A 26,485-nucleotide genomic window follows, 5' to 3' on the forward strand; every position below is an offset into this window, starting at 1 on the left:
CAACTTGTCGAAAGGTTCAGATAACCTTACCCGGATTCATGATGCCGGCCGGGTCGAAAGCGGCCTTCACCCTTCGCATCAGATCGATCGCCATTGGCGGCGCGGTGGCGATCAGTTCGTCGCGCTTCAACTGGCCGATGCCATGCTCGGCCGAGATCGAACCGTGCAGGCTGCGCACCACATCGTGCACCACCTTGTTCATGGGGTGATAGAGAGCGAGGAACGCCTCATCGTCGCCGTCGACGGGCCGCGAAATGTTGTAGTGGAGATTGCCGTCGCCCATATGGCCGAAGCAGACCACGCGGGCACCTGCACTTACCGACGCCACGGCGCCGGCAGCCTGCGCGATGAAGCGCGGGATCGATGCAATAGGCACCGAAATGTCGTGCTTGATCGAGGCGCCCTCCGGTTTCTGCGCCTCGGGCAGCAGCTCGCGGAAATTCCAGAAGGCATCCCCCTGCCCGAGGCTCGCCGCAATGACGGCGTCGCCGACGAATTCCTGTTCAAGGCCGGCCGAGAGCACGTCCTCGATCAACGCCCGCGAATCCTCCGACGAACGGCCTGATGAAATCTGCATCAGCACATACCACGGCCAGTCCTCGATCAGCGGCCGCACCACGCCCTGGGCATGCGCCAGCGTGAAATCATATGGCCGTCTGCCGATCAGTTCGAAAGCGGTGAGTGCTGCCCCGGCACGGTCCATGGCCAGGCTGAACAGCGAAAGTGCGGCCTCGGGCGACGACAGGCCGGCGAAGGCGACTTCGCGCCCCTTCGGCTTCGGGAACAGCTTGAGCACGGCGGCGGTGATGACGCCGAGCGTACCTTCGGCGCCGACGAACAGGTTTTTCAGATCGTAGCCGGTGTTGTCCTTCTTCAGCTTGCGCAGGTCGTCGAACACCTCGCCGGTCGGCAGCACCACCTCGACACCGAGACAGAGTTCGCGCGCATTGCCATAGGCAAGCACGCCGGTGCCGCCGGCATTGGAGGAAAGATTGCCGCCGATCTGGCAGGAGCCCTGCGCGGCCAGCGACAGTGGGAACAGCCGGTCGGCGGCGTCGGCTGCCTCCTGCAGCGTCTGCAGGATGACGCCGGCCTCGACCGTCACGGTGTTGGACAGGACGTCGATCTCGCGGATGCGGTTGAGCCGCGACAGCGACAGGACGATTTCGCGCCCGGACCTGTCCGGCACCTGGGCGCCGACCAACCCGGTGTTGCCGCTTTGCGGCACGATCGGCGTTCCCGTCTCCGTCGCCAGCCGCATGATCCGGCTGACTTCGTCGATGCTGCCCGGCCGCAGCACCAGCGATGTCGCGCCGTGCCAGAGCCCGCGCCGCTCAATGAGGTAGGGCGCGATGTCCTGTTCGTCGCGCAGCGCATACTTGTCGCCGACGATCGCGGCAAAGCGATCGATGAGAACAGGGTCGAGGGTCTCTGGAATTTCGGTCATGGGGAAAGCTATGATGTGGCTTGCGTGTTGTCACGAGGGGCGGCCGCGCGCGACAGCCGATCGTTGATCGCTTCGCCGAGCCCGTCGAAGGGAATAGGTTCGACGGCGATGGTCCGCGCGCCGCTGCGGTCGAGCTCCTGCATATAGGCGAACAGATTGCTCGCCGCTTCGCGCAGGTCACCGGTTTCGGATAAATTGAGGAAGGCTTCGGCGCGGCGCCAGCCTTGCGCCCTCTGGCTGCCGAAGCCTAGCAAAGCCTCGCCCTCGCCGACCGTGCCGGCATTGAGCCGCATCGCAGCACCTGGCGCATAGTGCGAGGCAAGCATGCCCGGCGCCTCGATACCGACGGTGCCGCCGCGCAACAGCTCCATGCCGATAGCCGCCTCGATCTCCTCGGCGGCGATGCCGCCGGGCCTCAGCAGCCGCAATCTGTTTCCTTCGGCCTTGACGATGGTCGATTCCAGCCCGATCGGCGTCGCGCCGCCATCGACCACCAGCTTTATGCGCGTGCCGAGATCCGCCGCTACCGCTTGCGCGGTCGTTGCGCTGATTTTGCCGGATGAATTGGCGCTGGGCGCTGCAAGCGGGCGGCCGAGCCTGGCGATCAGCTCGCCGCCAAAGCCCCTCGGCATGCGCAAGGCAATCGTATCGAGCCCGGCGGTGACCAGCGGATGGATGCCGTTGCCGGGCCGTTGCGGCAGCACCAGCGTCAGCGGACCTGGCCAGAATGCCAGCGCCAGTTTCCTGGACAGCGGATCGAACAGCGCGAGGCGCTCTGCCATCGCCGTATCCGCGACATGGGCGATCAGCGGGTTGAAGCGCGGCCGCCCCTTGGCCTCGAAAATGCGCGCAACGCCGATGCCGTTGGTGGCGTCGCCGGCCAGCCCGTAGACGGTTTCCGTCGGGATGGCGACGACATCGCCTTCCATGAGCAGCGCCAGCGCCCGCTCCAGCGCCTCGCCCGAGCCAAGTATTTCAGCCACTCTCGTCACCTCACAGATGCGGGGTGCGTAGTACGATGGCGGCCGTTGGGCAAGCCGCTGTTGGGTAACCTATTGTTGGCGAGCAGGAGCATTGGCAATTTATCAATCCCTAAAATGCTATGTTTCCGCGAAAGCCGGCATCAATTCCGGCCTGATATCGAACAGCTTCTGGGCAAAGGGGAGCGACATCAGTGTCTGCGCGTATCCTGCTGGGTATCATTCTTGCTGTTGCGGCCGGCGAAGCCCAGGCGTCATCCCTGGTTTTTCCAGGCGCGCCATCCTCCACACCATCGATCGTCAGGATCGGCGCTCCCAACCAGCCTAGAACCGCCGATGCAGTCAAAGCCAGCGATGCGCGATCGGTGGTGGCAATAGGGGAAACGCCGCCCGACGTTACCGATGAAAAAGTGGCGGCGATCCCGGACAAGCCCGCGACCGGGCACGGCTTCCAGCCAGGCCCGATGGTCATTCGTGGCGGCGTTACCGGTCCCGATTTCCCTGCACCGGCGCCAACCGCTGCACCAGCGGCCGGTGCCGCGCCGGCCGCTGGCACGGCGCCGGCAACGGCCACCGCTTCCGCAGCCCCCTCAGGGAACGCCGAGAACCAACCCACCCCGCCGAGCGCTTCGGCGCCGGCAGCAGGGCAGCGCATGCCTCCCAACGGCTACACCAAATAGCCCCGGCTCAAAGACAGCCGACATCGATGGCGTGACTTGACGGTGGTCTGGCGCCCGGCGCACCATTGCCAGGCAAGCCCCGTTCTAGGTATTTCTGGCAGACGGGATTTCATCGCTAGGGGTAAAGGGGGGTGATCATGAGAAAATCTGGAATCGTAGCCGGGGCAGGCCTTCTGCTGGCGTCGTTGCTTGGCGTCGTCGCGGCTCATGCCGACGACATGCTGGGATCTTATGTCGCGCGCATTTCCGATCGCGACCATCAGGCGAGTGACGGCTATGCGCTGGACAATGCCGCGCAGATGGTGCGGCAGGACCGCGCCAACTGGCACAAATTCCACCGCCGTGACAGCGACGACGAGGCTGATGGCTGGTTCAGGACCAACGGCCAGCGCGCCGACCTGCAGCGCATGCTGGAACGCGGCGGCGCGATGAGTTCCTCGACCAAACGCGCCATCGTCAATGGCGAACCGCTGATCCAGGTCGATGTCTACGAAAACAGCGTGCGCGTCAGCATTCTCGAGAACTGACCGTCGCCGGGGCGGCTGACCGTCGGCTTCGGGGGACGGCTGATAGGAGAAGGCGGCGCCTCAGCGCCGCCTTGCCATCGATAGATTCGGCGGCTGAAAAAATCAGGCCGCTTCTTCCTTGTCGTCATCTTCTTCGGACTCGTCGCCTTCAGCCTTCACGCTGTCCTCGGCGTCTTCTTCGTCTTCATCTTCGTCGTCATCAGACAGGTCAGCGGCTTCGACCGCTGCTGCGGCGGCATGATCGAGGATGGTTTCGGAAGCGGATTCAAGCGCCTCGGCGGGAGCCGGGGTTTCTTCTGTCACTTCGATTTCGTGATCGGAATTCATGGAAGCCTCCGTGGGGTTGGGGAACATGTCCCTTTTGCCACGGAGAGATCATCGCCATATGACTGTAAGCCGGCTCGAACGGCCGGCGGCAGAGAATATTTTCTTCGCCTTAACCTGCGATCCTGGAGAAATCCGCGACCTGGCCGGTGGCCGCGCGGATGCGAGCGAGCAGCGCCAGGCGGTTGGCACGCACCGCCTGATCCTCATCGTTTACAAGAACATGCTCAAAGAATGAATCAACCGGCTCGCGCAATACGCTAAGCGCCAGCAGGGCGCCGGAAAAGTCATCGTTTTGAATCGCTTCGCCGGCTTGCTTCTCAGCCTGATTCACCGCCGCAAACAGCGATTTCTCGGCATCCTCGCGCAAAAGTGCCGACTCAACGGTTTCGGCCACCGCCGTTTTCTTCTTCTCCTCGGCGGCCAGAATGTTGGCCGCACGCTTGGTGCCGGCGAGCAGATTCTTGCCGTCCTCCGTGTCGAGGAAGGAGCCCAGCGCCTCGACCCTGCGCACGATCTGCAGGAGATCGTCGTTCGGCGATTGGCCAATCTCCCCCCTTGTGGGGGAGATGCCCGGCAGGGCAGAGGGGAGCGCTTCGCGCTGAGAGGTCGGCGGGACAGCGCCCCCCTCTGTCGGCTTCGCCGACATCTCCCCCTCTAGGGGGGAGATGGGGCGCGAACCTGCCGCCAACACCGCATCGATGAGATCATGCCGTGCGCCCTGGTCACGGAGATAGACCTTCAGGCGGTCGTGGAAGAAGGAGAGGAGGTCGGAAGCCGTCCCGACAATGGATATCAGCGCCAGTCGAATATTATTCTCGACCAATATTCTAACAACCCCGAGCGCGGCCCGCCGCAACGCATAAGGGTCCTTCGACCCTGTCGGCTTTTCGTCGATCGCCCAGAAGCCGACCAGTGTATCCAGCTTGTCGGCGAGCGCGACAGCGACCGACACCGGATCGCTCGGTACGCGATCGGACGGGCCCTGCGGCTTGTAGTGTTCCTCCGCTGCAGCGGCGACCGATGCATGCTCGCCCTGAAGCAGCGCATATTTGCGGCCCATTGCGCCCTGCAGTTCCGGAAACTCGCCGACGACTTCGGTGGTGAGATCGGCCTTGGCCAAGACGGCGGCACGACCTGCGAGCGCGATAATCTCCCCCCTCGAGGGGGAGATGTCGCCGAAGGCGACTGAGGGGGTCGGCACGACCGGATGCGACGCCCCATCGCGGTCAGAGGACGCCGGCGCTTCACGCGCGGCGACCCCCTCTGGCCTGCCGGCCATCTCCTCCTCAAGGGGGGAGATTGACTGCGCCACGATCGGCGCCAGTTCTTCCGCCAATCGCTTGATCCGCTCCACCCGTTCGCCCTGCGTGCCGAGCTTGGCGTGGAAAGTCACGCCGAGATGGTCGAGGCGGGCCATGCGCTGGTCGAGCGGCTTCTTGAGATCAAGCCCGAATTTATTCGCCGATGCCTCGAGCTCAGCCAGGTCAGGCAAATCGCCCTGGTCGGTCGTCCAGAAATAAAGCGCGTCGGACAGGCGGGCGCGCACCACCTTGCCGTTGCCGTGGGCGATCTCCTTGCCGCCATCCTTCGCTTCGATATTGGCTGTGAGGATGAAGCGGCTGGAAAGCGCGTCGTCGACACCCTGCGGCCGCGTCACAAAGCACTTCTGATTGGCGCGGATGGTCAGTCGGATCACTTCGGCTGGAATGGCCAGGAATGCCTCCTCGAACTCGCCCATCAGCACGACAGGCCATTCGACCAGTCCGGACACCTCCTCCAGCAGCCCTTCGTCCTCGACCAGATCAAGCCCGTTGGCGAAGGCTAGATTGCGGGCGTCGGCAAGGATGATCTCCTTGCGCCGATCAGCATCGAGCACGACCTTGGCCGCTTCCAGCTTGGAAACATAGTCGTCGAAGCGGCGCACCGTGATGGCGTCAGGCGCATGGAAGCGGTGGCCGTAGGTGGTGTTGCCGGAGCGGATGCCGTCGATCTCGAAATCGACCACGACAGGCTCCTCGGTCTCCGGGCCGAACATGCACAGGATCGATTGCAGAGGGCGTACCCAGCGCAGCGAGCCTGGCTTGGCCGAGGCCGGTCCCCAGCGCATCGATTTCGGCCACGGGAAATTGCGGATGATCCCCGGCACCAGTTCGGCGATGATCTCCTCCGCCGCCCTGCCCGGCCTCGAAATGTGGGCGACATAAAAATCGCCCTTCTTCGGATCGGAATGGACATGGGCCTCGGCGATCGAGGAAAGTCCGGCCTTGCGCAGGAATCCCTGGACCGCCTGTTCAGGCGCCGATGTCGAAGGCCCCTTGATCTCTTCGCTTATATCTTTCGAGCGCGCGGTGAGGCCCCTGATATCGAGCGTCAGCCGGCGTGGCGTCCAGTACTCGCGCGCCGCTTCATAGGTCAGCCCCGCCTCGACCAGGCCGTCGGTCAGCATCTTCCTGAGATCACCCGCCGCCTTGCGCTGCATGCGGGCAGGAATCTCTTCCGAGCGGAGTTCTAGAAGCAGGTCAGGCATGGATGGGGCTCACGCGGCAAAATGGTCCGGGCGGGGGCATAGCAACTCGGCTGGCCGCTGTCACCCTTTCCGCGCGGGGATCGCCGATTTGCGCCCGTTTCCAGAAATTTTGGCCGCCCTGTCGGGACAAGACCGCGCCACCCGTCCTTGGATCAAAGATTTCCATGAACCGAACGCAGCGCTGAAGCGACCCACGCTCAGGCAGGAAACTATTGGCTCAACGACCATGAAAACGGCATCCAGACTTCTGCAGATCCTCGCGCTCGGCGCCTGCTTCACGGCGCAGGCTCACGGTGCCTTCTCCATGCCGGGCGTTCGACAGGCATTGCGCACGATCGACGGTGCCGGCGGTCAGGCCGTACCGCCGATCAACGTTTCCCTCGAGATGATGAAGCGGGCCTGAAGCTCAGGCCGCCAAGCCACCCGCCTGCGTCTTCAAAAACGCTTCGCCGCAGGCCTTGGCCAGATTGCGCACCCGCAGGATATAGCTTTGCCGTTCGGTGACCGAAATCACACCACGCGCATCGAGCAGGTTGAAGACATGGCTGGCCTTGATGCACTGGTCGTAGGCCGGGAAAACCATGCGATGCATCGGCAGATTGTCGTTCAATGCCGGCGCGCCGGCATCGAGCAGCGCCTTGCATTCGGCCTCGGCGTCCTCGAAGTGTCGCAGCAGCATGGCTGTGTTGGCATATTCGAAGTTGTGACGCGAATATTCCTGCTCGGCCTGCAGGAAGACATCGCCATAGGTGACCTTATCGGCGCCTTCTCGGCCGTTGAAATTGAGGTCGTAGACATTGTCGACGCCCTGCACATACATGGCCAGACGCTCCAGCCCGTAGGTGAGTTCGCCGGCCACCGGCGCGCACTCGATGCCGCAGACCTGCTGGAAGTAGGTGAACTGCGAGACTTCCATGCCGTCGCACCAGCATTCCCAGCCGAGGCCCCAGGCGCCCAGCGTCGGACTTTCCCAATCGTCCTCGACGAAGCGGATGTCGTGCAGCAGCGGATCGACGCCGATCGCCGCCAGCGAGCCGAGATAGAGTTCCTGCAAATTGGGCGGGTTCGGCTTCAGGATCACCTGGTATTGGTAATAATGCTGCAGCCGGTTCGGGTTCTCGCCATAACGCCCGTCCTTGGGACGACGCGAAGGCTGGACATAGGCAGCGTTCCAGCGTTTTGGGCCGAGCGCGCGCAGCGTCGTTGCCGGATGAAAGGTGCCGGCGCCGACTTCCATGTCGTAGGGTTGCAGGATGACGCAGCCATAGGCCGCCCAATAGTTGTGCAAGGTCAGGATCAGCCCCTGGAACGAGCGGCTGGGATGCATAAGGGCGTGGATTTCAATTGTCACGGGTGGCCTCGACAGCACAGGCTAGCTTGCCGGCACGTCCTAGAGACCCGGCAGCAAAGCGTCAAGCAAAGCACGCCGATGCAGCCGCGCCGACATTATGGACAATGTTGAAAGCTTTGCAGGGGCTGGCCCATTGCCCATCTCTGGGGCCTGCGCTCTGTTCGCCTGTGCAGCAACGACAACAGGTTTCAGCCATGCCCAGCCCGATCGTCATCCGCCCTGTCGCGCGACAGGATTTCGAGCAATGGCTGCCGCTGTGGGACGGCTACAATGCGTTTTATGGCCGCTCGGGCGAAACGGCCCTGCCGGGTGAGATCACCCAGATGACATGGTCTCGTTTCTTCGATGCCTATGAGCCGGTCCACGCGCTGGTGGCCGAAGGCGAGGGACAGCTTCTCGGCCTCGTGCACTATCTCTTCCATCGCAGCACCACGGCGATCGCGCCGAATTGCTATCTGCAGGACCTTTTCACCACGCAGGCCTCGCGTGGCAAAGGCATCGGACGGGCGCTGATCGAGGGCGTTTACGAGCGCGCCCAGGCGGCCGGCTCAGGCCGGGTGTACTGGCTGACGCATGAGACCAATCACACGGCGATGAAGCTTTACGACAAGGTCGCCGAACACTCCGGCTTCGTCGTCTATCGCAAGCTCTTCTGAGGCAGCCAGCCGAATACGGTTCAAACGAAAACGGGACTCCGAAAAGAGCCCCGTTCGCCTTGAATTCAAATGGCTGACGTCACCCCTTCGGGGCGGGCACCGGCTCTGGCTTGACCTTCGGAGTTTCCTGCGCCGTGTTGGACTCGATCGGCGGCAGGCCCTTCATCAGCTTCTGCTGCAATTTGGCCAGCACATCGGGATCCGGCTTCAGGTCGCGAGCCTGGTTCCACTGGAAGGTGGCTTCCAGCTTGCGGCCGACGCGCCAGTAGGCATCGCCGAGGTGATCGTTGAGAACCGGATCTTCCGGCTTCAGCGACACGGCGCGTTCCATTTCGCGCACCGCGTCGTCGAACCTGCCGAGGCGGAAATAGGCCCAACCCAGCGAATCGACGATGTAACCGTCGCTCGGCCTGAGGTCGACGGCCTTTTGAATCATCGCCAGGCCTTCCTTGAGGTTCATGTTCATGTCGACCCAGGAATAGCCGAGATAGTTCAGCACCTGCGGCTGGTCGGGGAACAGTTCCAGCGCCTTGCGGAAGTTCGGCTCGGCCTTGGGCCATTCCTTCAGACGCTCATAAGCGATGCCGCGCTGGTAGAAGATGTTCCAGTTGGCCGCGGTCGGCGCCTTCAGCACCTCGACGGCCTTATCGTAGAGAGTGGCGGCCGAACGGAAATCGTCCTTCGAGGAATAGACGCCGCCGAGCGCCAGATAGGCGCGCATGTCATTGGGATGGGCGTCGACCAAGGCTTTCAGATGGGTGATCGCCTCTTCGTGACGGTCCAGATCGGCAAGATTGAGGCCGAGTTGCAGGTCCGAAAGCTCCTTCAGCGGCGAAGCGGCGGGAATCCGGCGATAGAGCGCGATGGCACCTTCGCCGTCCTTCAATTGCTCGGACACGGCGGCGAGTTGCACAAGGGCAGCGTCGCTGTCAGGCTTCAAAGCAAGCGCATATTGCAGATAGAGGCGGACGAAGGGCTCGCCGCCGCCACGGTTGAGCGCGGTGGCGAGGTCGAGCAGGATTTCGGAGGCGCCATCGGATGGGCCGGCAACCAGCGGCGCAATCTTGTCGCCTTTTGCAATTCGGTCGCGCAAGGCGACGATTTCCAGCTTGCCCGGCGAAAACGCCTCGGCTTGGTCGAGCACCGACAGCGCCTTGGTCTTGTCGCCCTTGCGGACCAGGAACGAGGCGTAGGCCTGGGCGTTGCGCATCCAGGTTTCGGGAGCAGCACCGCCGGCGGCGGTATCCTGCATGGTCGCGGCATAGATCGCCTCGGCCTTTTCGGGCATGCCGGATGCATCAGCGATCAGGGCCCGGTGGAACGACTTGAACAGGCCGAACCAATCCGGCCCCTGCAGCTTGTCGATGGACGCCATCGCATCGGCAGGCTCCCCGGCGCCTTGCTGCGCCCAGCCGGACATAACCCCGGAGATCAACCGGTCGAGATCGGATTCCAGCGACAGCTTGAGCCAGTACTGCGCCTTGGTGAAATCCTTCTTGTGGAAGGAATCGACGGCGAGCGCCAAGCGCGAGAAACGCTCGACGTCAGGCACTTCCTTGAGCTTGTCGGCATAGACCAGGGATTCGTCGAAGCGCCCTTGCGCGATCAGCGACAGCATCAGGCTCTGCTGCAGACCGGTGTCGCTCGGGTCGAAGGCCAATGCTTGCTTGTAGTAGGCGATGGCGCTGTCGAGGTCGTTGTCGCCTTCGGCGATCCGGGCCGCCAGATAAGCGCCCGAAAACGACGTGATCTTGACCGGTTCGGTGGTTTGCTTGGCATAGGCCGGCAAAGCCGAGATCGCCATGCCGGTCACAATTGCCAGCCTTGTCAGCCAGCGCGCACGTCCTTGCCGCATCATATCCCTTTCAGCCAGGCGCCATCTCCGCATCAGCGGGATCGGCGTAGACTCGATCTTTCCAGGCAAAGCATGGCCTTTTTGGGGTCGCGCTTCAATCCGCCTCGAATTCACAATCCGGGCACCCGATTAACAAATCATGGCGACAGGCACCAGTTTTCCGGTCTTGAATTTCGGTGTTGGCCCTGCGCGGCGCCGAAGATATCGCAGATTCGACCCTTGAGCTCGGCTTCGACCGCTAAGGCTCGGGGCCAATATCAACCCTCGGCTGGCGCGGCGGACCGCTGCACCAGCGTGTCGCTATATCCACCGGCCGCTATCGTGCTGCACAGTTCGTTCCATTCGCAGCCGCCGCAGGCCTTGCGTACAAGGCCAGCCGAAAACGCCTGCCGCATCCGGGCCAAGGTCCCCGTGTCGAGATCGAGGTGGGTGCCGATCCGGATTGGCCGCGCCAGTAATTCCTCTACATCCAGCCCGGCGAGCCGGTCCCGCTCGACGACGCTCTCGTTGAGGCAGTGAGGTTCCGGCTCGTCGAGCAATGGAGCGCAGACATCGTCGGGGCCGGAAACGAGGAGGATGTCCTCGCCCCGGCTCAGGCGCTCCGCGACGCGATCATAATTGGCGGTGAAGGCGGGGCTGTATCCCTTGCCCACATAGGTGAGCAGGCAAAGGAGATGATGGGCGCGCAGCTTGATCGTCACGGATTGGCCGGCTTGGCCTTGCCGCCGGGAAGGGCCATGAGGGTCGCGGCACCCAGCGCTGACTTGAGCAAGCCGCCGACGATGAACGGCAGGAAGCCGAAGGTAACGGCCTGTTCGGCTCCAATCATGACGGCAAGCCATGCTGTGCCCAGCACAAGGCAGGCAAGGTTGCCAAGCAGCATGGCGACAAAGGCAAGCATCACCCTTTTGCCGTTCCAACCGCGTTCTGCCAGCCAGCCGACCAAGGCGCCGACAAGCGGGAAGGCGAAGAGATAGCCACCCGTCGGCCCGACGAAATGCGCGGCACCCGCTGCCCCTCCGGACAGAACCGGAAAGCCGACCGCACCCTCGACCAGCCAGGCGACGATGGTGAGCGCGCCAAGCCGCCAGCCATAGAGCGCGCCGATCAGGGTCACGGCAAAGGTCTGCATGTTTACCGGGACCGGCACCATCGGCACCTCGATATAGGACGCCAGCGCCAGGAACAGGGTGCCAAGCACGACGGCTCCAACCTGCCAGGCAAGAGAACGATCCTGGAGCCGGAGCGGACTGAACGACGGCTTGCCGGGGGAGAATGCGACGTCTGTCATTGGGATTCCTTTGATCGATTGAAAATTATAGATAATTTCTCTTTCCGATCTATTATCGAATCCACACTTCCCTGGAGATTGCAAGCCCTGGCTTTGGCGGAGGCCGACTAACCTACGATGGCAAAAGCTTCGCGCGTCGTCCCGGAGGCCGTCCTGACCGGCTTGCGGCCAATCCATTGGACGTGCCGCCCCAGTGTGACGGCCGCGGATTCGGTGTTTCCCTGCCGCAAGGCGGAGAGGATCGCGCGATGGTCCTGATCGGTGCGCGTCTCCCACTCCGACCGCCATGCCGCGAACAGGAAACGGGCGCTTGCCGCGTGCAGATCATCGATGGTGGCGAGCAGGCGCGGCATGCCGCATGGCGCCAGGATCAAGCGGTGGAAGGCGCGGTTGGCCTCTTCCCACGACCTGACATCGCGGGACTTGTCGCCGGCCTTGGTCGCCTCCTCGGCGAGATCGAGAATGGCCGATGTCAGGTGCGGCGCGGCGTGGCGCAGCGCCAGCACTTCAAGGGCGGCGCGCATTTCGGCGACTTCCTTGACCTCGCCCAGATCAAAAGACGCCACACGCACGCCACGACGTGGCTCGCCGATGGCCAGCCCTTGCGCCTCGAGGCGGCGGAAGGCCTCGCGCACGGGAACATGGCTGGTTTGGAATTCCTCGGCGATATGATCCTGCCGAAGCCTGGCCCCCGGCTCGATCGCGCCGGAGATGATGCGGTCCGCCAGCACCTTGCTGATGCGCACCGCGATGGTGTCGTCTGTGCCCTTTGCCATGTTTATAGATAATTTGCGGCAGGGCAGCTTGTCGAGCCAATTGCAGTCGAAATCGCGAGGCGCCAGAAGCAAGACTCAAGGCTGTGAGACGAAACCGTCGAGCGCAGGCATCGCCACGGTGACCAGGTCATGCAGCCGCTTCTTCGGCACCCCGTCGCGCGCCTGCACTGAGAGGCCAAACAACAGCGTGGTGTAGTAGTCGCCAAGCGCTTCCGGATCGGTATCCGGCTTGAGGTCGCCGTCGCGAACACCCCTTCTCAGGCGCTCCACAATCAATGCATTGCGCGCCAGTCGGCGCTCGGCCAGCCAATGCAGCACGCCGTCATTTTCGGTAGCGCAGTTGGTGGCGGCCGAGACAACCATGCAGCCCTTCGGCAGATCCGGCCTTGTGTAGATATCGATCGCATCGCGCAGCAGCCGCTCGACAAACCGCCGAGCGGTTGGTTCTTCGGCAAGGGCACCGGTGGCGAAGCTTCCTTCGCTGGTTTCGTAGAGAACAACGGCTTCGCGAAACAGATCCTCCTTCGAGCCAAAGGCGGCATAGATGCGCGCCGAGGCCAGGCCAAGCATGGAGACGAGGTCGGCCATCGAGGTGCCCTCGTAGCCGCGCATCCAGAAGGCATCGCGCGCTTTCTGCAGAGCCTGGGCTCTGTCGAACTCCCTTGGCCGTCCCGCCATCGCAACCTCCATTTCTTTATCGATCCACAAATAATCCGCTTGACTCAAGATTGCAAATTCAATTCTTTGTCGATCGATAAAGAATCGAAAGGAGACTGGCATGAGTTCACTCGATCAAGGGCTGCCATTCGGCGCCACTGCGACACAGGGAGGGATTGGCGCGAAGCGCGGCGCCACGCTGGCATTGCTCGCCTTCGCCCAGCTCATCATCGCTCTCGACATCAACATCGTCTTCGTGGCGCTGCCGGAGATCGGCTCCAGCCTCGGCTTTTCCGGCCAGACACTACAATGGGTTGTGAGCGCCTACACCGTGTTCACCGGCGGCTTCCTGCTGTTCGGCGGCCGCGCCGCCGACCTCGTCGGCCAGCGCCGCGTCTTCATCTTCGCGCTCTGGCTCTATGCGCTTTCGTCGCTGGTCGGCGGCCTCGCCTGGTCGCCGGAAATCATCATCGCTGCCCGCGCTGTACAAGGCATCGGCGGCGCTTTCCTGTTCCCGGCGACGCTCTCGCTGATCAACCGCCTGTTTGCCGAAGGACCGGAACGCAACAGGGCGCTGGCGGTGTGGGGCGGTGCCGGCGCGAGCGGCCTTACCCTTGGCTCACTGGCCGGTGGAATCCTGACAGGCGCCTTCGGCTGGTCGTCGGTCTTCTACGTCAATGTGCTGCTGGCTGGCATCGCCATCATCGCCGCATTTGCCATCATTCCGCGCGATCCCAAGCGGCACCAGCACCGCAACTTCGATCTGCCGGGCGCGCTGACCGTCACCGCAGGCGCCACATTGCTGGTCTTCACGCTGGTCCAGGGACCTGAATATGGCTGGGGTTCGCCAGCGATCATCGCCAGCGCCGCACTGGCAGCGATCTTCATTATCGCCTTCGCGCTGATTGAGGCGAAGAGCGCCGACCCGCTGATGCCGCTGCGGCTGTTCCGCAATCGCAGCCTCGTCGCCGGCATGACGATCACCTTCCTGTTCATGGGAACGTTCGGAGCCCTGCCCTATTTCCTGACCGTGCTGTTGCAGACCGTACATGGCTTCACCGCCCTGCAAACAGGCCTGGCGTTCCTGGTGCCGTCGATCGCCATCGCCGCCGGCACGCAGCTTGGTGAACGCCTGGCGACGCGCTTTTCTACACGCTCGACCCTGGTCGGCGGCATGATAGTCGGCGCAGCCGGCACCGCGCTGATGGTCCTTGGAGCATCAGCCGACAGCAGCTATGCCGCCATCGTTCCCGGCCTGATCATCTCCGGTGTCGGACAGGGCATCGTCTGGACCGCCATGTGGATCGCGGCCGCGTCGGGCGTGGCACACGACGAACAGGGCGTTGCCTCGGGAATGGCCTGCACGACGCTCAACATCGGCAACGCGATCGGCATGGCGACATTGATCGCGATCGCCAACAGCCATGTCGGCGGATTGACTGGCGATGCACTGAAGGCCGCGATCGCCGACGGCATACAGATCGCCTTCTGGCTGGCGGCGGCGGGCATCTTTGTCAGCCTGCTGGCCGCGTTCGCTTTGCCGGGAAAGGCGAAGCAGCCGGCAACCGGGTGACGCCGCTCAGTTCACCCGGCTGATGCAGAAATCGATGACGTCGATCAGCGCCGATTTCTGCGGCGTCGCTTCCAGCGGCGCCAGCGCGTCGCGGGCGATCTCGCCGAAATGGCGGGCTCGTCCGATCGTGTCGGCAATGGCGCCATGGCGGGTCATCAGGCCGATCGCCTTTTCCAGGCCGGCGTCATCGGTGACATTGTCCTCGATGGCACGCTTCCAGAAAGTGCGCTCGGCCTTCGTGCCCCGCCGATAGGCGAGAATGACCGGCAAGGTCACCTTGCCTTCGCGGAAATCGTCGCCGACATTCTTGCCGAGATCCTTGCTGGTGCCGCCATAGTCCAGCGCGTCATCGATCAGCTGGAAGGCAAGGCCGAGATTCATGCCGTAGGAGCGCAGCGCCGCACGATCGTTGCGGGTCGCCTGGGCAATGACGGGCCCTACCTCGGCAGCAGCCGAAAACAGTGCGGCGGTCTTGGCCTTGATGACGGCGAAATGCTCGTCCTCGGTGGTTTCGAGGTTCTTGGCGGCGGCAAGCTGCATAACCTCGCCCTCGGCGATGATCGAGGCAGCACTCGACAGGATATCGAGCGCTTCGAGCGAGCCGACATCGACCATCATGCGGAAAGCCTGGCCGAGCAGGAAGTCGCCGACCAGCACGCTTGCCTGGTTGCCCCAGATCATGCGGGCGGTCTTCTTGCCGCGCCGCATGCCGCTCTCGTCGACGACATCGTCGTGCAGCAGCGTCGCCGTGTGCATGAATTCGACGGAGGTGGCGAGCTTGACGTGGCCTTCGCCAGCATAGCCGAACATCTGCGCGGCGGCGAGCGTCAGCATCGGCCGCAGCCGTTTGCCGCCGGACGAGATCAGATGATTGGCGACCTCCGGGATCATCTCGACGTCGGAGCCGGCCTTGGACAGGATCAATTCATTGACGCGCCCCATATCGGCCGCTGTCAGATCGATCAGATCCTTGATGGAGGCGGGCTCCCGCTTCCCGTTTTCGATGTTGAGAACGACACCCACGACAATCACTCCCGTCTTGGTATAGAGCGTGCGACGGCACCCTTAGTCCCTGCGTGGACTCTAGGGCGGCGGACATGGCCACGGCAAGTGGCGAATTGGCGCGGCGTCGATGACGGAATGTCAACGACCACAGAGGGAACGGGGCTCTGCCTCGGAATCCCCTGCCCGTTTACATCAATAGCGCAAACTGCGAGTTTCATACGATGATAGAACTTGTCCGCACCAACGATGCCGTGATCATCTCCTTTGTGGAATCGCTGATGCGCGACGCTGGCATCGCCTGCTTTGTCGCCGATCAGAATATGAGCATTCTCGAAGGATCGATCGGTCTTTTGCAGAAACGCGTCATGGTCGACGCCGACCAGGCCGACGCGGCACGGCGCATCCTCAGGGATGCCGGCATCGCCAACGAGATCCGCGGAAAATAATGCCCGCCGCGCCCGCCGCCCTTGTTCCGGACACGCCGGCCCATACGGTCGACGCCTTCCATCGCGGCCGGTTCTGGCTCGTCCAGCCCAAGCAGGGCGGCCATCGCGCCGGCATGGATGCGATGATGCTGGCGGCATCCGTGCCATCGACCTTTAGCGGGCGCCTGGCCGATTTTGGCGCCGGAGCCGGAGCTGCCGGACTGGCGGTGCTGTCACGCTGCCCGGCGGCAGAGGCGGTGCTTGTCGAACGCGCGCCGGAAATGGCGGCCTTCGCGGCGGCGACGCTTGCCCATCCCGGCAATGCCCATCTTAGCGATCGCGCATCCGTGCTGGTCGCCAATGTCACCGTATCGGGCCGGGCGCGGGCGGCCGCCGGCCTCGCCGACAACGACTTCGACTTCGTCATCATGAACCCGCCTTTCAATGCCCCCCGGGACCGCGCCACATCGGATCGCCTGCGAAAGGAAGCCCATGTCATGGAGGACGGGCTGTTCGAGAGCTGGATCAGAAGTGCGGCGGCGGTGGTGAGGCCGCGCGGCGGGCTCGCCGTAATCGCCCGGCCCGAACAGCTCGGCGCCATTCTCGATGCGATCGCCGGCCGCTTCGGCGATGCCGAGATGCTCGCCGTCCACCCTCGTCCCGATGCGGCGGCGATCCGCATCGTCGTGCGGGCAGCGCTCGGGGCGCGGGGAAAGCTTGCCATACGCCCGCCCCTAATGCTCCACACGCAGTCAGGCAACGGCCCCGACGAGCGCAGCGAAATGATCACCAACGGCCTCGCCTCGCTGTTCGGAGATTGAGCTATTCTGCCCGGCGACATTGCCGTTGGCCGGGAAATCCCTACATGCCTGCAACCCACCGACCGGAGACTGCGCCCTCGTGAAACGCCTTATCAACCGCCTGCTGCCGAAATCCTGGCGCTCCACCGTCGTCACCATTCCGGTCATCCGGCTGCACGGCACCATCATGGCAGGCGGTGGCCAGTTTCGGCCGAGCCTGTCGCTGGCTTCCACCGCCGGCCTCATCGAGAAGGCGTTCTCCTACGACGCGCCGGCGGTCGCCATCTCGATCAATTCGCCGGGCGGCTCGCCGGTGCAGTCTCGGCTGATCTTCAAGCGCATCCGTGACCTGGCCACGGAAAAGAACAAAAAGGTACTGGTCTTCGTCGAGGATGTCGCGGCGTCGGGCGGCTACATGATCGCGGTCGCCGGTGACGAGATCTTCGCCGATCCGTCGTCCATCGTCGGTTCGATCGGCGTGGTATCGGCCTCGTTCGGCTTCCCTGAACTGATGAAAAAGATCGGTGTCGAGCGCCGTGTCCACACGGCCGGCCAGAACAAGGCGGTGCTCGATCCGTTCAAGCCCGAGAAGAAGGAAGATGTCGAACGGCTGAAGGCGCTGCAGCTCGAGGTGCACGCAACCTTCATCGACCTCGTCAAGGAGCGGCGCGGCACGAAACTGAAGGACGACCCGGACCTGTTCACCGGCCTGTTCTGGACCGGCATCAAGGGCCTCGAACTCGGTCTGGTCGATGCGCTCGGCGACATGCGCACTGTGCTCAAGACCCGTTTCGGGGCGAAAACCCAGCTCAGGCTGATCACGACACCGCGCGGTTTTCTTAGCCGCTTCGGCCTGTTCGGCTCAAGCAAGGGCTTTTCAGCGCCCGATATCGTAGCCGCTGCCGCCAGCGGCGTGATCGATGCGGCGGAAGAGCGCGCATTGTGGTCTCGCTTCGGGCTTTGAAAACCCGGCAAAACCGTCTAGCATGAGAGCTTGAGTTTCATGCATGTCGTGTCCCCAAAACCGGGTCGACATGCATCACCCGACCGGCCGCCTTCGCCGGCCCAGCGTGGGAGGAGTTTTGGCATGCCGCAGATCATTTTCTTCGCCGTTGTTGGCGTTGCCGCTTATTTCGGCTACCGCACCTTCATTAGGGAAGCCGAGCGCGTGACCGCCAAGGTGCGGCGCACAGAAAAGCAGACGGCCAACGGCGCGATCGGCACTTTGGTCAAGGATCCGAAGACCGGCGAATACCGGCTGGCCAAGGACTGAGCATCATCCCGCAGACGATTGTGGACTCCGACATCGGGTCGCGTAGCTGGCACGCACACGCCAAAATCAATCTTGCGCTGCATGTCACCGGCAGGCGCCCTGACGGCTATCATCTGATCGAAAGCCTGGCGGTGTTCACGCGTTTTGGCGACAGGGTCGAAATCGCGCCCGCCGACAGCGATGAATTTACCGTGTCCGGCCGTTACGCTCCGGCCGTTCCTCTCGACGCCAGCAATCTGGTGCTCAAGGCGCGCGATGCCCTGCGGCAGACAGCCGGGCACGAGAGAACACCGCCGGTCGCTATCCGGCTGGAAAAGAACCTGCCGGTTGCCTCCGGCGTCGGCGGCGGTTCGAGCGACGCGGCGACCGTGCTGCGCGGGCTGGTGGAGACATGGGCGCTGGACATCGACGGCGCAGAGCTGGCGCGGATCGGCCTTTCGCTTGGCGCCGATGTGCCGATGTGCCTGGCGGCAAAGCCGCTGGTGGCGCGCGGCATCGGGGATGAACTGTCGATGGTGCCGGATTTTTCGGCGCTTGGCCTGGTGCTGGTCAATCCAGGCACCCCGGTGTCGACGGCGGATGTCTTTGCAGCGCTTTCCCGGCGCGACAATGAGGCCTTGCCGCCGCTGCCGCGCGGCATCGATTTTCACAGCCTGCGCAACTGGCTGGAGATTACTCGCAACGATCTCGAGCCCGCGGCGCTGGCGATGCAGCCCGCCATCGGCAGGGCGCTTTCCTGGCTGAACAAGGCCGGATCGGGTTTTTCACGGATGTCCGGGTCCGGCGCCACCTGCTTCGGCCTGTTCGAGACCGGCAATGTCGCCAAGCGTGCCGCTGCCGAGATCCGCGGCCGCCAGCCCGACTGGTTCGTCGCGGCGACGCGCAGCATCGCATCGGAGGGCGCAGATGGCCAGAATTGACGAGAGCCGCTCCTTCATTCCCGTGCGCATCGCGGTGCTGACCGTTTCAGATACGCGCAGCCTCCCCGACGACAAATCCGGCCAGACGCTGGCCGACCGCATCACCGAGGCCGGCCACATCCTGGCGGCCCGCGATATCGTCACCGACGACCGCGAGAAAATCCGCGACACGGTTCTGGCGTGGTCACAGGACAAGAATATCGATGTCGTCATCACCACCGGCGGTACCGGCTTCACAGGCCGTGACGTGACGCCGGACGCGCTGGAGCCGATCTTCGAAAAGCGCATGGATGGCTTTTCGGAAGTGTTCCACCGGATTTCCTACGACAAGATCGGCACCTCGACGATCCAGAGCCGGGCCACCGGCGGCGTCGTCAACGCCACCTTCGTCTTCGTGCTGCCGGGTTCGCCAGGCGCCTGCAAGGACGCGTGGGACGGCATCCTGAAAGCGCAGCTCGACTACCGGCACACGCCATGCAACTTCGTCGAGATCATGCCGCGCCTGGACGAGCATTTGCGGCGCGGCAAATCGGCTCCGTAAAAGCCGAGGCAAAGCGCCGGTTCCACGCCGCGTTCGCCAGGCAAAACAGCACCGGCGCCTTTGAAACCCCATTCCAAACCGGACCTCGGAAAAGTACCTTGTCTGAAGGCGATCATCGCCGTTCACGACAAGGCAGCTACGATGACCGTGCACACCGGTGGATGCCATTGCGGCAACATACGCCTTGAATTTTCAACCGAGCTCGAGCCACCGCAAACCGAAGTTCGCGCTTGCCAATGCTCGTTCTGTGTCAGACATGGTTCGCGCGCCGTTGCCGATCCGAATGGCAGACTGGTCATCTCGGTCAAGGACGAGACGCAATTGCGGAGATATCAGTTCGGGCTGAGGACGGCCGACTATCTGATCTGCCGGCGGTGCGGTGTCTACGTCGCCGCAATCGCCAGAGATGACGATGCAATCGCCAGAGATGACGATGCAATCGCCAGAGATGACGATGCAAGGGCGATCGTCATCATCAACGCCCTGGACGACCGCGAACGGTTCAACCAGGAGCCGGTCCGCGTTGACTTCGATACGGAAAACAGGGCGCAGCGCCAAGCCAGACGCCGCACACACTGGACACCTGTCGAGATGAGCTTCGGATAGGCAGCTCTCAGCGGATAACCGGCTCGCCATGAAACCGTCGGCGCGACGGCGGCGATACGCCGAAGCCGACTTCCATCATCAGTCGCGGCGTGCGTGCCGGCACGGTGCCCATATGAAAGCCAAAGGGGTCCTCGACGAAGCCGAGACCGGCCTCGCCGGTCAGCGTCACCGGGCTCTGCTCGCCATAGACATCCAGAACCTGTTGCGCGGGATGACCGACCAGAAGCGTAAGCTGATGCTTGAGGCTGCGGCGCTTGTGGCTGCCCCTGACATAGACATGCGGACCGGTGTCGGCGTCGACCGGCTTCAGGTAGAAGAAGAATTTCAGCATGCGCCAATCATCGAGGTCGAAATGATACTTGCCGAGCGAGGCGAGGTTCTTGTCGGCGTCCGAAGCCGCACCGGTTGGAAAACTCCACCAGACGCGCGTCGTGATCAGTTTTGCCTGGCCGCCGAGATAGTGCGCGGCAATATCCAGAAGCAGCGGATCGCGCTGGATGGCAAGCGCCGCCGGGCAGTCGAGGATGCGCTCGAAAAAATGCCCGCTGAGCAGCGAGCGGCCAAGGCGTTTCTCGGCCTCGGCATGTTCCCCCGGCATGAATTCGAGACGGCGGTCGAAATTGCCGAAGCAAGGCGTGCGCCCGGCGAAGTCGGCGATCTCTTCATGGATATCAGGCGGCAGGACCAGGCCTGAGAACAGCCCGTCGGAGCGCAACGCATCGACGACCGCTCCCCGTTCGACACCGGCAAACATCGTATCCCCGGCATTGGCGACCGGGCGGGCGCGTTTTGCGCCCAGCCAATGCATGCGGCGTCCGGGCATCGTGCGCGCCAGCACGAACATCGGCAGCCAGGCAGGGTTCTCCCGCAGGTCCGTCAGATAGGTTGGAATACGTACGGCGATGCGCCGCAGCAGGCTGCCGTTGCGCGCAATGGCCTCGAGACTGGCCGCGCCGGATGTGTCGGGGGTTGAAAGCTTCATTGGGTCCTCGGCTATGAGAGCACCACCGATGCCGCATCGGTGCTCGCCTCTCGGCATGTCCCAAACCCAATTCCCGCTTGAACGGAAGCTAACCCCGCGTCAGATTTTGTGCAATGCACAATGACCTGAGCAACTGCAAAAATCACGTCGACGAGCGGCGCTCCTGCTTGGCCGGCGCCATCCAGATCTCCGCGTCGAGCCGCTTCGTCGCGAGGCCGCGGGCGATGGCCTCGGCACTGCCGGCGCTCTTTGCCGCGGCAGCCGCCTGACGCTTGCTGATCAGCAAGCCGTCGGCCAAGGCGCGGTTTCCCGAAAAGACCCGGGCCAGGAATGGCGTGCGGCTGGCTCGCGTGCGCGAAAACCGTGCCGCCATGGTCTGCCTGGCCGTATGGGCGACAACCTCGTCGATCCAGCCCTCCACCAGCCGCGCGCCCGGCTCCAGGAGCAGCAACCAATCCCCCTTGGCCTGGCGGATGCCGGCAGCGACACCGCCCGTCACGTACTGACAGCCGGCATGCTCGGCCACATGATGCGTCTGATCGGTAGAGCCTGTGTCGCAGACGATGACTTCACGCACCACGCCCTCGACCGCGCCGCCAATCAGTGAGGCGAGCGTACGGGCGAGGCCCTCCTCGTCATTGCGGGTTTCGATGAGAACACTGAGCATCCTTAGCCGAATAGCGGAAAGCGCCGGACAGCGCCAGTTTTTGCATCGCACCATAGAAAGTTCTTGCTTTGTTCTCATCAACCAAATAGGAATAATTTCATGAACAGAGCGATTCGACACAACATGGACAGTCCCTGGGAGCGGGCGAAGATGGAACAGATCGTGCGCGCCGACATTGCGGCTTTCGGAGCAGGAAGAGCCGAGATGGCCAACGCGATGGTCGAGCAGAGCGGCATGCGTGTCCGCCCGGACCGCAACCGCGGCAGGTCGGCTGGCATCAATCCGTCCGGCCGGTTCGAGCCAGTCAGCCGGCACGTGTTCGACGATGGCTGGAATTCGCTGGAAGAACTGCCGCCTTTCAAGACCGAAGTGCAGGTAGAGAAGCCGCGCACCATCATCACCCGCAACGAATCGCCCGACATTTCCTTCGACCGTTCCATCAACCCCTATCGCGGCTGCGAGCATGGCTGCGTCTATTGCTTTGCCCGCCCGACGCACGCGTTCATGGGCCTGTCGCCGGGTCTGGATTTCGAATCCAAGCTGTTCGCCAAGCCTGATGCGGCGCGCTTGCTTGACAAGGAGCTTTCGAAGGACAGCTATCAGCCGCGCACCATCGCCATCGGCACCAACACCGACCCCTACCAGCCGATCGAGAAGCAATACCGGATCATGCGCGAAATCCTCGAAGTGCTGGAAGCGCGCGGCCATCCGGTCGGCATCGTGACAAAGTCCGCTCTGGTGACGCGCGATATCGATATCCTGTCGCGCATGGCCGAACGCGGGCTCGCCAAGGTAGCGCTGTCGGTGACGACGCTCGACCGTATGCTGGCGCGCACCATGGAGCCGCGCGCGTCGACGCCGACCAAGCGGCTGGAAGCGATCCGGCAGCTTTCGGATGCCGGCATTCCGGCGTCGGTCATGGTGGCGCCGATCATTCCGGGCCTGACCGATCCGGAGATGGAACGCATCCTCGATTCCGCACGTGCGGCGGGCGCGGGCGAAGCGGGCTACGTGATCCTGCGGCTGCCGCTGGAGGTCAGCCCGATCTTCAAGGATTGGCTGCTGCGTCATTATCCCGACCGCTACCGCCATGTGATGTCGCTGGTCCGGTCGATGCGTGACGGCAAGGACTACGATTCGGAATGGGGCAAACGCATGAAGGGCGCCGGTCCCTATGCCTGGCAGATCGGCCGGCGCTTCGAGATCACAGCCAAGCGGCTCGGCCTCAATGCCGAACGGCGCACGCTGCGGACCGACCAGTTCGTTGCCGCCGGGAAAGACCAGGTGCAGTTGACGCTGCTTTAAGAGACAATTCGTCGCGGTGGTTTGATCCGTCGCGGCACCAGAATCCCGTCCGGCCTGCCCCGGCCTGCAGACGGTGCCCTCCCGGTCCGGCGCCCCACCCGACCCGGAGGGACTTGCGGAGAATCAGAGCCGATGCGAACCTCGCCGCAACATGGCTCGCGCGCGTTCTGATTCTCCGCCTCTCTTTGAGATCATCGAGAAGCCCGACTTCTCCTTCGAGACGAAGGCGATGGCGGAGGGCCTGTGGCCGGTTGCCGGGATGGACGAGGCCGGCCGTGGCCCCCTGGCCGGGCCGGTAGTCGCCGCGGCCGTGGTGCTCGATCCCGCCAACATTCCCGACGGCCTCGACGATTCCAAGCGCCTCAGCCATCTGCAGCGTGAAGCCTTGTTCCTGCGAATTCTCGGCTCTGCGCAGGCGGTCTCAATGGCCTCCATCAGTGCCGAGGGTATCGACGGCAGCAACATCCTCAAGGCAAGCCTGGAAGCCATGCGCCGCGCCCTGGTAGGGCTGTCGGTCAGACCGAAGCTCGCCCTTGCCGATGGACGCGACGTGCCGCCTGGCCTGCCTTGTGAAGGGCGCGCGCTGATCAAGGGCGACCAGCGTTCGCAGTCGATCGCCGCCGCCTCGATCGTCGCCAAGGTGATGCGTGATCGCATGATGTGCGGCTGCGGCAACCATCACGACCGTTACGGCTTCGAAGTCCATATGGGCTACGCCACGCTTCGCCATCGCACGGCAATCGAGGCGCATGGCCCGGTGGCGCGGCTGCATCGCGTATCGTTTTCGCCGTTCAGGCTGGGTGGCGCTGAAGTGGTCGAGGAAGAGAGCTTCGTCGGAATGGATAGCTGATCTCCCCCCTCGAGGGAGAGATGGCCGGCAGGCCAGAGGGGTCGCCGCGCGTGAAACGCCGACCTTATCTGCGCTGCAAAAATGACGTCGCGCCCGGTCGAGCCGACCCCCTCTGTCGCCTTTGGCGACATCTCCCCCTCGAGGGGGGAGATTATCCCCGCCCACAACAAAAAAGCCGCCAGGTTGCCCGGGCGGCTTTCGATGATTGGCTAGCGGGACCCTCTAATTCAGCTTCGACTTCACGTCCGCAAGCGATGCCTTGAACAGATCGGCACCGGCCTTGGCGTCGATCTTGCCGGCAAGCAGCGCGCGCGCTGCCTCTACGGCGATGTCGACGGCGCTGGCGCGGACTTCGCTGATGGCGTCACGCTCGGCCTGGCCGATCTTCTGCTCGGCAAGCGCGGTGCGCCTGACAACATAGTCCTCGGTTTTCTTGTGCGCTTCGGCGGCAAGCAAGTCGGCTTCGCGCTTGGCGGCGGCGACGATGTCGGCGGCCTCCTGCTCGGCTTCCTTGCGCTTGCGCTGATACTGGCCAAGCAGTTGCTGGGCTTCCTCGCGCAGCCGGCGCGCTTCGTCGAGTTCGTTGCTGATCCTTTCGGCGCGGGCGTCGAGCGCCTTGGCGATCAGGCGAGGCACCTTGATGTAGACGGCAATGCCCAGGAAGATGACCAGGGCAACCGTGGCCCAGAGCGTCGCGAGAGATGTGGCGTCCATGATGCGCTCCTCACCGGGCCACGGATTTGACCGCGGCCGCGATCTCTGCCTTGCTGGCCTTGCCGCCAACCAGGGCTTCGACAATCGCCGAAGCGGTGTCCTCGGCGATGCTGCCGACTTCCTTCATGGCATTGGCCTTGATGGAAGAGATGCGGGCCTCGGCTTCGCCAAGCTTGGCGTCGAGCGCGGCCTCGACCTTCTTGCGAGCGGTGTCGGCCTCGGCCTTAGCCGCGTCGTTGGCCTGCTGGCCGATCGCGTTGGCCTTGGTCTTGGCTTCCGCCAGTTCCTGCTCGTAGGCAGCAACGGCAGCGTCGGCCTCGCCCTTCAACTTGGCCGCCTGATCGAGATCCTGCGTGATGCGATCGTTGCGGACATCGATGATGCCGCCGACGCGCGGCATCACAACCCGCTTCAGGAAGAGATAGAACAGCCCGAAGGTGATCGCCAGCCACAGAAGCTGCGACGGGAACGTCGCCGGATCGAATGGCGGAAACGTGCCATGCGCTTCAGCAGGCACACCGGTGCTGGAATGCGTGTCGCCTTCCGTAGCAGCGTGGCTGGTATCGGCTGATGGCGCGGACTCTTGCGCAAAGGCAGATGTCACGAACATGGACTATCCCCGAAATTCAGGCCCGCCGCTCGCGCGGCCGGCCTGTCCAATCTTCCCGAGTGCTCAGCCGAACAGGGCCAGAAGCGCGATGAGAAGCGAGAAGATGCCCAGAGCTTCGGTCACGGCGAAACCGAAGATCAAGCGGCCGAACTGGCCATCGGCAGCCGACGGGTTGCGCAGTGCGCCCGCGAGGTAGCTGCCGAAGATGTTGCCGAGGCCAATGCCCGCACCACCCATGCCCAGGCAAGCGATGCCGGCGCCGATGTACTTTGCTGCTTCTGCGTCCATTTGTTCAACTCCTTTGGATCTAAAATTCCGTTGCGATTCCATCCGGCGCCAATGTTGGAAATTCTTGGGCCGGAAACTTTTGGACCTAGTGCCCGGGGTGCAGGGCGTCGTTGAGATACATGCAGGTCAACACGGCAAAGACGTAGGCCTGCAGGAAGGCGACCAGCAGTTCCAGTGCCGTCAGCGCCACCGCCATCGCCAGAGGCAGGATCGAGCCGGCGACGCCGACCGCGCCGAGCGCACTCAGGCTGACCACGAAGCCGGAAAACACTTTCAGCGTGATGTGGCCGGCGAGCATGTTGGCGAACAGACGAACCGAGAGGCTGACCGGGCGCGACACGAAGGAGATCACTTCGATCAGCACCACCAGTGGCAGCAGGAAGACCGGCACGCCATGCGGCACGAACAGTTTCAGGAAGCCAAAACCATGCTTCATGAAGCCGTAGACGACCACGGTTGCGATCACCAGCACGGCAAGGCCGAAGGTGACGATGATGTGGCTGGTGACGGTGAAGAAATACGGGAACAGGCCAAGCAGATTGGCGACGAGCACGAACATGAACAGCGAGAACACGAGAGGGAAGAACTTCATGCCTTGCGTGCCGGCGGCATCGCGCAACATGTTGCCGACGAACTCGTAGGCCATCTCGGAGACCGACTGAAGCCGCCCGGGAACCAGGCTGCGGCTCGACGTCGTGAGAAACAGAAATCCAGCCGCGACGATAACGGTTGCGACCATGAACAGTGCCGAATTGGTGAAAGACAGGTCATAGCCGCCGATGTCGATCGGAATCAGCTTGTTGATATGGAACTGGTGGATCGGATCGACCTTGTCAGCTGCCACGTTCAAAC

General features: G+C 63.4%; 31 protein-coding genes. 14 read left to right on the forward strand and 17 right to left on the reverse strand.

Features of this window, described 5'->3' with window-relative positions:
- Positions 1-16: 16 nt before the first annotated feature.
- Together NP945_RS05770 and NP945_RS05775 are read right to left on the reverse strand one after the other, a co-directional pair.
- Complete coding sequence (locus NP945_RS05770) at positions 17-1,447, reverse strand: FAD-binding oxidoreductase (RefSeq protein WP_256745795.1); 1,431 nt, start codon at positions 1,445-1,447, stop codon at positions 17-19.
- An 8-nt stretch (positions 1,448-1,455) separates the two neighbouring features.
- The gene (locus tag NP945_RS05775; RefSeq protein WP_256745796.1) at positions 1,456-2,430 is read right to left on the reverse strand and encodes an L-threonylcarbamoyladenylate synthase; all 975 of its coding nucleotides are present in this window, start codon (positions 2,428-2,430) and stop codon (positions 1,456-1,458) included.
- A 191-nt stretch (positions 2,431-2,621) separates the two neighbouring features.
- Between NP945_RS05775 and NP945_RS05780 the strand changes: the two genes are divergently transcribed.
- The gene (locus tag NP945_RS05780; RefSeq protein WP_128309669.1) at positions 2,622-3,107 is read left to right on the forward strand and encodes a hypothetical protein; all 486 of its coding nucleotides are present in this window, start codon (positions 2,622-2,624) and stop codon (positions 3,105-3,107) included.
- 137 nt (positions 3,108-3,244) lie between these two features.
- A complete protein-coding gene (locus tag NP945_RS05785) occupies positions 3,245-3,634 on the forward strand; it encodes a hypothetical protein (protein WP_128309670.1) in 390 nt (129 codons plus the stop codon).
- 102 nt (positions 3,635-3,736) lie between these two features.
- Here the strand turns inward: NP945_RS05785 and NP945_RS05790 are convergent, their stop codons facing one another.
- Together NP945_RS05790 and glyS are read right to left on the reverse strand one after the other, a co-directional pair.
- Positions 3,737-3,961 (reverse strand): ATPase, encoded by a 225-nt coding sequence (locus NP945_RS05790; RefSeq protein WP_256745797.1) that lies wholly within the window; start codon positions 3,959-3,961, stop codon positions 3,737-3,739.
- Between the two features lie 109 nt (positions 3,962-4,070).
- Positions 4,071-6,488: a glycine--tRNA ligase subunit beta gene (glyS, locus tag NP945_RS05795; RefSeq protein ID WP_256745798.1), complete on the reverse strand. Its 2,418-nt coding sequence runs from the start codon at positions 6,486-6,488 to the stop codon at positions 4,071-4,073.
- Positions 6,489-6,576: 88 nt separating this feature from the next.
- On the opposite strand from glyS, the gene NP945_RS05800 reads away from it, so the two are divergent.
- The gene (locus tag NP945_RS05800) at positions 6,577-6,891 is read left to right on the forward strand and encodes a hypothetical protein (RefSeq protein ID WP_127270002.1); all 315 of its coding nucleotides are present in this window, start codon (positions 6,577-6,579) and stop codon (positions 6,889-6,891) included.
- A 3-nt stretch (positions 6,892-6,894) separates the two neighbouring features.
- On the opposite strand, the gene NP945_RS05805 is transcribed toward NP945_RS05800, so the two are convergent.
- Positions 6,895-7,815 carry a glycine--tRNA ligase subunit alpha gene (locus tag NP945_RS05805; protein ID WP_256745856.1) on the reverse strand — a complete coding sequence of 307 codons (921 nt, stop codon included), beginning with the start codon at positions 7,813-7,815 and terminating at the stop codon, positions 6,895-6,897.
- 218 nt (positions 7,816-8,033) lie between these two features.
- Between NP945_RS05805 and NP945_RS05810 the strand changes: the two genes are divergently transcribed.
- Positions 8,034-8,495, forward strand: coding sequence for a GNAT family N-acetyltransferase (locus tag NP945_RS05810; RefSeq protein ID WP_023808656.1), 462 nt, complete (start codon positions 8,034-8,036; stop codon positions 8,493-8,495).
- A 79-nt stretch (positions 8,496-8,574) separates the two neighbouring features.
- On the opposite strand, the gene NP945_RS05815 is transcribed toward NP945_RS05810, so the two are convergent.
- The 5 genes from NP945_RS05815 to NP945_RS05835 form a co-directional block, all read right to left on the reverse strand.
- Complete coding sequence (locus tag NP945_RS05815; RefSeq protein ID WP_127328420.1) at positions 8,575-10,350, reverse strand: tetratricopeptide repeat protein; 1,776 nt, start codon at positions 10,348-10,350, stop codon at positions 8,575-8,577.
- Positions 10,351-10,607: 257 nt separating this feature from the next.
- On the reverse strand, positions 10,608-11,051 hold the full coding sequence (locus NP945_RS05820; RefSeq protein ID WP_127380641.1) for a DUF1284 domain-containing protein: 444 nt from the start codon (positions 11,049-11,051) through the stop codon (positions 10,608-10,610).
- Positions 11,048-11,641 carry a biotin transporter BioY gene (locus NP945_RS05825; RefSeq protein WP_127328424.1) on the reverse strand — a complete coding sequence of 198 codons (594 nt, stop codon included), beginning with the start codon at positions 11,639-11,641 and terminating at the stop codon, positions 11,048-11,050. The genes NP945_RS05820 and NP945_RS05825 overlap by 4 nt, the downstream gene beginning before the upstream one ends.
- A 107-nt stretch (positions 11,642-11,748) precedes the next feature.
- Positions 11,749-12,417, reverse strand: coding sequence for a GntR family transcriptional regulator (locus tag NP945_RS05830; RefSeq protein ID WP_027035987.1), 669 nt, complete (start codon positions 12,415-12,417; stop codon positions 11,749-11,751).
- A 75-nt stretch (positions 12,418-12,492) separates the two neighbouring features.
- The gene (locus NP945_RS05835) at positions 12,493-13,095 is read right to left on the reverse strand and encodes a TetR/AcrR family transcriptional regulator (RefSeq protein WP_256745799.1); all 603 of its coding nucleotides are present in this window, start codon (positions 13,093-13,095) and stop codon (positions 12,493-12,495) included.
- 100 nt (positions 13,096-13,195) lie between these two features.
- Between NP945_RS05835 and NP945_RS05840 the strand changes: the two genes are divergently transcribed.
- The gene (locus tag NP945_RS05840) at positions 13,196-14,647 is read left to right on the forward strand and encodes an MFS transporter (protein ID WP_256745800.1); all 1,452 of its coding nucleotides are present in this window, start codon (positions 13,196-13,198) and stop codon (positions 14,645-14,647) included.
- 6 nt (positions 14,648-14,653) lie between these two features.
- Here the strand turns inward: NP945_RS05840 and NP945_RS05845 are convergent, their stop codons facing one another.
- Complete coding sequence (locus NP945_RS05845; protein WP_127272280.1) at positions 14,654-15,670, reverse strand: polyprenyl synthetase family protein; 1,017 nt, start codon at positions 15,668-15,670, stop codon at positions 14,654-14,656.
- Positions 15,671-15,873: 203 nt separating this feature from the next.
- On the opposite strand from NP945_RS05845, the gene NP945_RS05850 reads away from it, so the two are divergent.
- The 7 genes from NP945_RS05850 to NP945_RS05880 all read left to right on the forward strand — a co-directional run bounded on the left by NP945_RS05850 (position 15,874) and on the right by NP945_RS05880 (position 20,217).
- Positions 15,874-16,098: a DUF2007 domain-containing protein gene (locus NP945_RS05850; protein WP_063167652.1), complete on the forward strand. Its 225-nt coding sequence runs from the start codon at positions 15,874-15,876 to the stop codon at positions 16,096-16,098.
- Positions 16,098-16,898 (forward strand): tRNA1(Val) (adenine(37)-N6)-methyltransferase, encoded by an 801-nt coding sequence (locus NP945_RS05855; RefSeq protein ID WP_127395889.1) that lies wholly within the window; start codon positions 16,098-16,100, stop codon positions 16,896-16,898. Before NP945_RS05850 ends, NP945_RS05855 begins: the two co-directional genes overlap by 1 nt.
- Positions 16,899-16,977: 79 nt before the next feature.
- The gene (locus tag NP945_RS05860) at positions 16,978-17,841 is read left to right on the forward strand and encodes a S49 family peptidase (RefSeq protein ID WP_127272776.1); all 864 of its coding nucleotides are present in this window, start codon (positions 16,978-16,980) and stop codon (positions 17,839-17,841) included.
- Positions 17,842-17,964: 123 nt separating this feature from the next.
- Entirely contained in the window at positions 17,965-18,150 is a 186-nt protein-coding gene (locus tag NP945_RS05865; protein WP_023808667.1) for a membrane protein, read from the forward strand.
- Positions 18,151-18,170: 20 nt separating this feature from the next.
- Complete coding sequence (locus tag NP945_RS05870) at positions 18,171-19,070, forward strand: 4-(cytidine 5'-diphospho)-2-C-methyl-D-erythritol kinase (protein ID WP_256745801.1); 900 nt, start codon at positions 18,171-18,173, stop codon at positions 19,068-19,070.
- Positions 19,057-19,611 carry a molybdenum cofactor biosynthesis protein B gene (moaB, locus tag NP945_RS05875; protein ID WP_127383353.1) on the forward strand — a complete coding sequence of 185 codons (555 nt, stop codon included), beginning with the start codon at positions 19,057-19,059 and terminating at the stop codon, positions 19,609-19,611. The genes NP945_RS05870 and moaB overlap by 14 nt, the downstream gene beginning before the upstream one ends.
- Positions 19,612-19,752: 141 nt before the next feature.
- A complete protein-coding gene (locus NP945_RS05880) occupies positions 19,753-20,217 on the forward strand; it encodes a GFA family protein (RefSeq protein WP_256745802.1) in 465 nt (154 codons plus the stop codon).
- Between the two features lie 7 nt (positions 20,218-20,224).
- Here the strand turns inward: NP945_RS05880 and NP945_RS05885 are convergent, their stop codons facing one another.
- Together NP945_RS05885 and NP945_RS05890 are read right to left on the reverse strand one after the other, a co-directional pair.
- A complete protein-coding gene (locus NP945_RS05885) occupies positions 20,225-21,199 on the reverse strand; it encodes a hypothetical protein (protein WP_023808671.1) in 975 nt (324 codons plus the stop codon).
- A gap of 142 nt (positions 21,200-21,341) precedes the next feature.
- Positions 21,342-21,866 carry a glycosyltransferase gene (locus NP945_RS05890; RefSeq protein WP_256745803.1) on the reverse strand — a complete coding sequence of 175 codons (525 nt, stop codon included), beginning with the start codon at positions 21,864-21,866 and terminating at the stop codon, positions 21,342-21,344.
- A 150-nt stretch (positions 21,867-22,016) separates the two neighbouring features.
- On the opposite strand from NP945_RS05890, the gene NP945_RS05895 reads away from it, so the two are divergent.
- Positions 22,017-23,171, forward strand: coding sequence for a PA0069 family radical SAM protein (locus NP945_RS05895; protein WP_256745857.1), 1,155 nt, complete (start codon positions 22,017-22,019; stop codon positions 23,169-23,171).
- 151 nt (positions 23,172-23,322) lie between these two features.
- Positions 23,323-24,021 carry a ribonuclease HII gene (locus NP945_RS05900; protein ID WP_127270953.1) on the forward strand — a complete coding sequence of 233 codons (699 nt, stop codon included), beginning with the start codon at positions 23,323-23,325 and terminating at the stop codon, positions 24,019-24,021.
- 222 nt (positions 24,022-24,243) lie between these two features.
- On the opposite strand, the gene NP945_RS05905 is transcribed toward NP945_RS05900, so the two are convergent.
- The 4 genes from NP945_RS05905 to NP945_RS05920 form a co-directional block, all read right to left on the reverse strand.
- A complete protein-coding gene (locus NP945_RS05905; protein ID WP_127270951.1) occupies positions 24,244-24,735 on the reverse strand; it encodes a F0F1 ATP synthase subunit B in 492 nt (163 codons plus the stop codon).
- 10 nt (positions 24,736-24,745) lie between these two features.
- Positions 24,746-25,345, reverse strand: a complete 600-nt coding sequence (locus tag NP945_RS05910; protein WP_127272329.1) for a F0F1 ATP synthase subunit B — start codon at positions 25,343-25,345, stop codon at positions 24,746-24,748.
- A 63-nt stretch (positions 25,346-25,408) separates the two neighbouring features.
- Positions 25,409-25,633: a F0F1 ATP synthase subunit C gene (locus NP945_RS05915; protein WP_006206606.1), complete on the reverse strand. Its 225-nt coding sequence runs from the start codon at positions 25,631-25,633 to the stop codon at positions 25,409-25,411.
- An 85-nt stretch (positions 25,634-25,718) separates the two neighbouring features.
- Positions 25,719-26,477 carry a F0F1 ATP synthase subunit A gene (locus NP945_RS05920; RefSeq protein ID WP_023808677.1) on the reverse strand — a complete coding sequence of 253 codons (759 nt, stop codon included), beginning with the start codon at positions 26,475-26,477 and terminating at the stop codon, positions 25,719-25,721.
- Between the last annotated feature and the right edge of the window lie 8 nt (positions 26,478-26,485).

It is taken from the genome of Mesorhizobium sp. LMG17149, assembly GCF_024518695.1.
Taxonomy (GTDB): domain Bacteria; phylum Pseudomonadota; class Alphaproteobacteria; order Rhizobiales; family Rhizobiaceae; genus Mesorhizobium.

What these genes read in the sequence shown, in the direction of transcription:
- NP945_RS05770 (WP_256745795.1), bottom strand. Translation starts at nt 1,447, where the DNA reads ATGACCGAAATTCCAGAGACCCTCGACCCTGTTCTCATCGATCGCTTT.
- NP945_RS05785 (WP_128309670.1), top strand. Translation starts at nt 3,245, where the DNA reads ATGAGAAAATCTGGAATCGTAGCCGGGGCAGGCCTTCTGCTGGCGTCG.
- NP945_RS05790 (WP_256745797.1), bottom strand. Translation starts at nt 3,961, where the DNA reads ATGAATTCCGATCACGAAATCGAAGTGACAGAAGAAACCCCGGCTCCC.
- glyS (WP_256745798.1), bottom strand. Translation starts at nt 6,488, where the DNA reads ATGCCTGACCTGCTTCTAGAACTCCGCTCGGAAGAGATTCCTGCCCGC.
- NP945_RS05805 (WP_256745856.1), bottom strand. Translation starts at nt 7,815, where the DNA reads ATGCATCCCAGCCGCTCGTTCCAGGGGCTGATCCTGACCTTGCACAAC.
- NP945_RS05810 (WP_023808656.1), top strand. Translation starts at nt 8,034, where the DNA reads ATGCCCAGCCCGATCGTCATCCGCCCTGTCGCGCGACAGGATTTCGAG.
- NP945_RS05815 (WP_127328420.1), bottom strand. Translation starts at nt 10,350, where the DNA reads ATGCGGCAAGGACGTGCGCGCTGGCTGACAAGGCTGGCAATTGTGACC.
- NP945_RS05825 (WP_127328424.1), bottom strand. Translation starts at nt 11,641, where the DNA reads ATGACAGACGTCGCATTCTCCCCCGGCAAGCCGTCGTTCAGTCCGCTC.
- NP945_RS05830 (WP_027035987.1), bottom strand. Translation starts at nt 12,417, where the DNA reads ATGGCAAAGGGCACAGACGACACCATCGCGGTGCGCATCAGCAAGGTG.
- NP945_RS05835 (WP_256745799.1), bottom strand. Translation starts at nt 13,095, where the DNA reads ATGGCGGGACGGCCAAGGGAGTTCGACAGAGCCCAGGCTCTGCAGAAA.
- NP945_RS05840 (WP_256745800.1), top strand. Translation starts at nt 13,196, where the DNA reads ATGAGTTCACTCGATCAAGGGCTGCCATTCGGCGCCACTGCGACACAG.
- NP945_RS05850 (WP_063167652.1), top strand. Translation starts at nt 15,874, where the DNA reads ATGATAGAACTTGTCCGCACCAACGATGCCGTGATCATCTCCTTTGTG.
- NP945_RS05855 (WP_127395889.1), top strand. Translation starts at nt 16,098, where the DNA reads ATGCCCGCCGCGCCCGCCGCCCTTGTTCCGGACACGCCGGCCCATACG.
- NP945_RS05865 (WP_023808667.1), top strand. Translation starts at nt 17,965, where the DNA reads ATGCCGCAGATCATTTTCTTCGCCGTTGTTGGCGTTGCCGCTTATTTC.
- moaB (WP_127383353.1), top strand. Translation starts at nt 19,057, where the DNA reads ATGGCCAGAATTGACGAGAGCCGCTCCTTCATTCCCGTGCGCATCGCG.
- NP945_RS05880 (WP_256745802.1), top strand. Translation starts at nt 19,753, where the DNA reads ATGACCGTGCACACCGGTGGATGCCATTGCGGCAACATACGCCTTGAA.
- NP945_RS05885 (WP_023808671.1), bottom strand. Translation starts at nt 21,199, where the DNA reads ATGAAGCTTTCAACCCCCGACACATCCGGCGCGGCCAGTCTCGAGGCC.
- NP945_RS05890 (WP_256745803.1), bottom strand. Translation starts at nt 21,866, where the DNA reads ATGCTCAGTGTTCTCATCGAAACCCGCAATGACGAGGAGGGCCTCGCC.
- NP945_RS05895 (WP_256745857.1), top strand. Translation starts at nt 22,017, where the DNA reads ATGGAACAGATCGTGCGCGCCGACATTGCGGCTTTCGGAGCAGGAAGA.
- NP945_RS05900 (WP_127270953.1), top strand. Translation starts at nt 23,323, where the DNA reads ATGGCTCGCGCGCGTTCTGATTCTCCGCCTCTCTTTGAGATCATCGAG.
- NP945_RS05905 (WP_127270951.1), bottom strand. Translation starts at nt 24,735, where the DNA reads ATGGACGCCACATCTCTCGCGACGCTCTGGGCCACGGTTGCCCTGGTC.
- NP945_RS05910 (WP_127272329.1), bottom strand. Translation starts at nt 25,345, where the DNA reads ATGTTCGTGACATCTGCCTTTGCGCAAGAGTCCGCGCCATCAGCCGAT.
- NP945_RS05915 (WP_006206606.1), bottom strand. Translation starts at nt 25,633, where the DNA reads ATGGACGCAGAAGCAGCAAAGTACATCGGCGCCGGCATCGCTTGCCTG.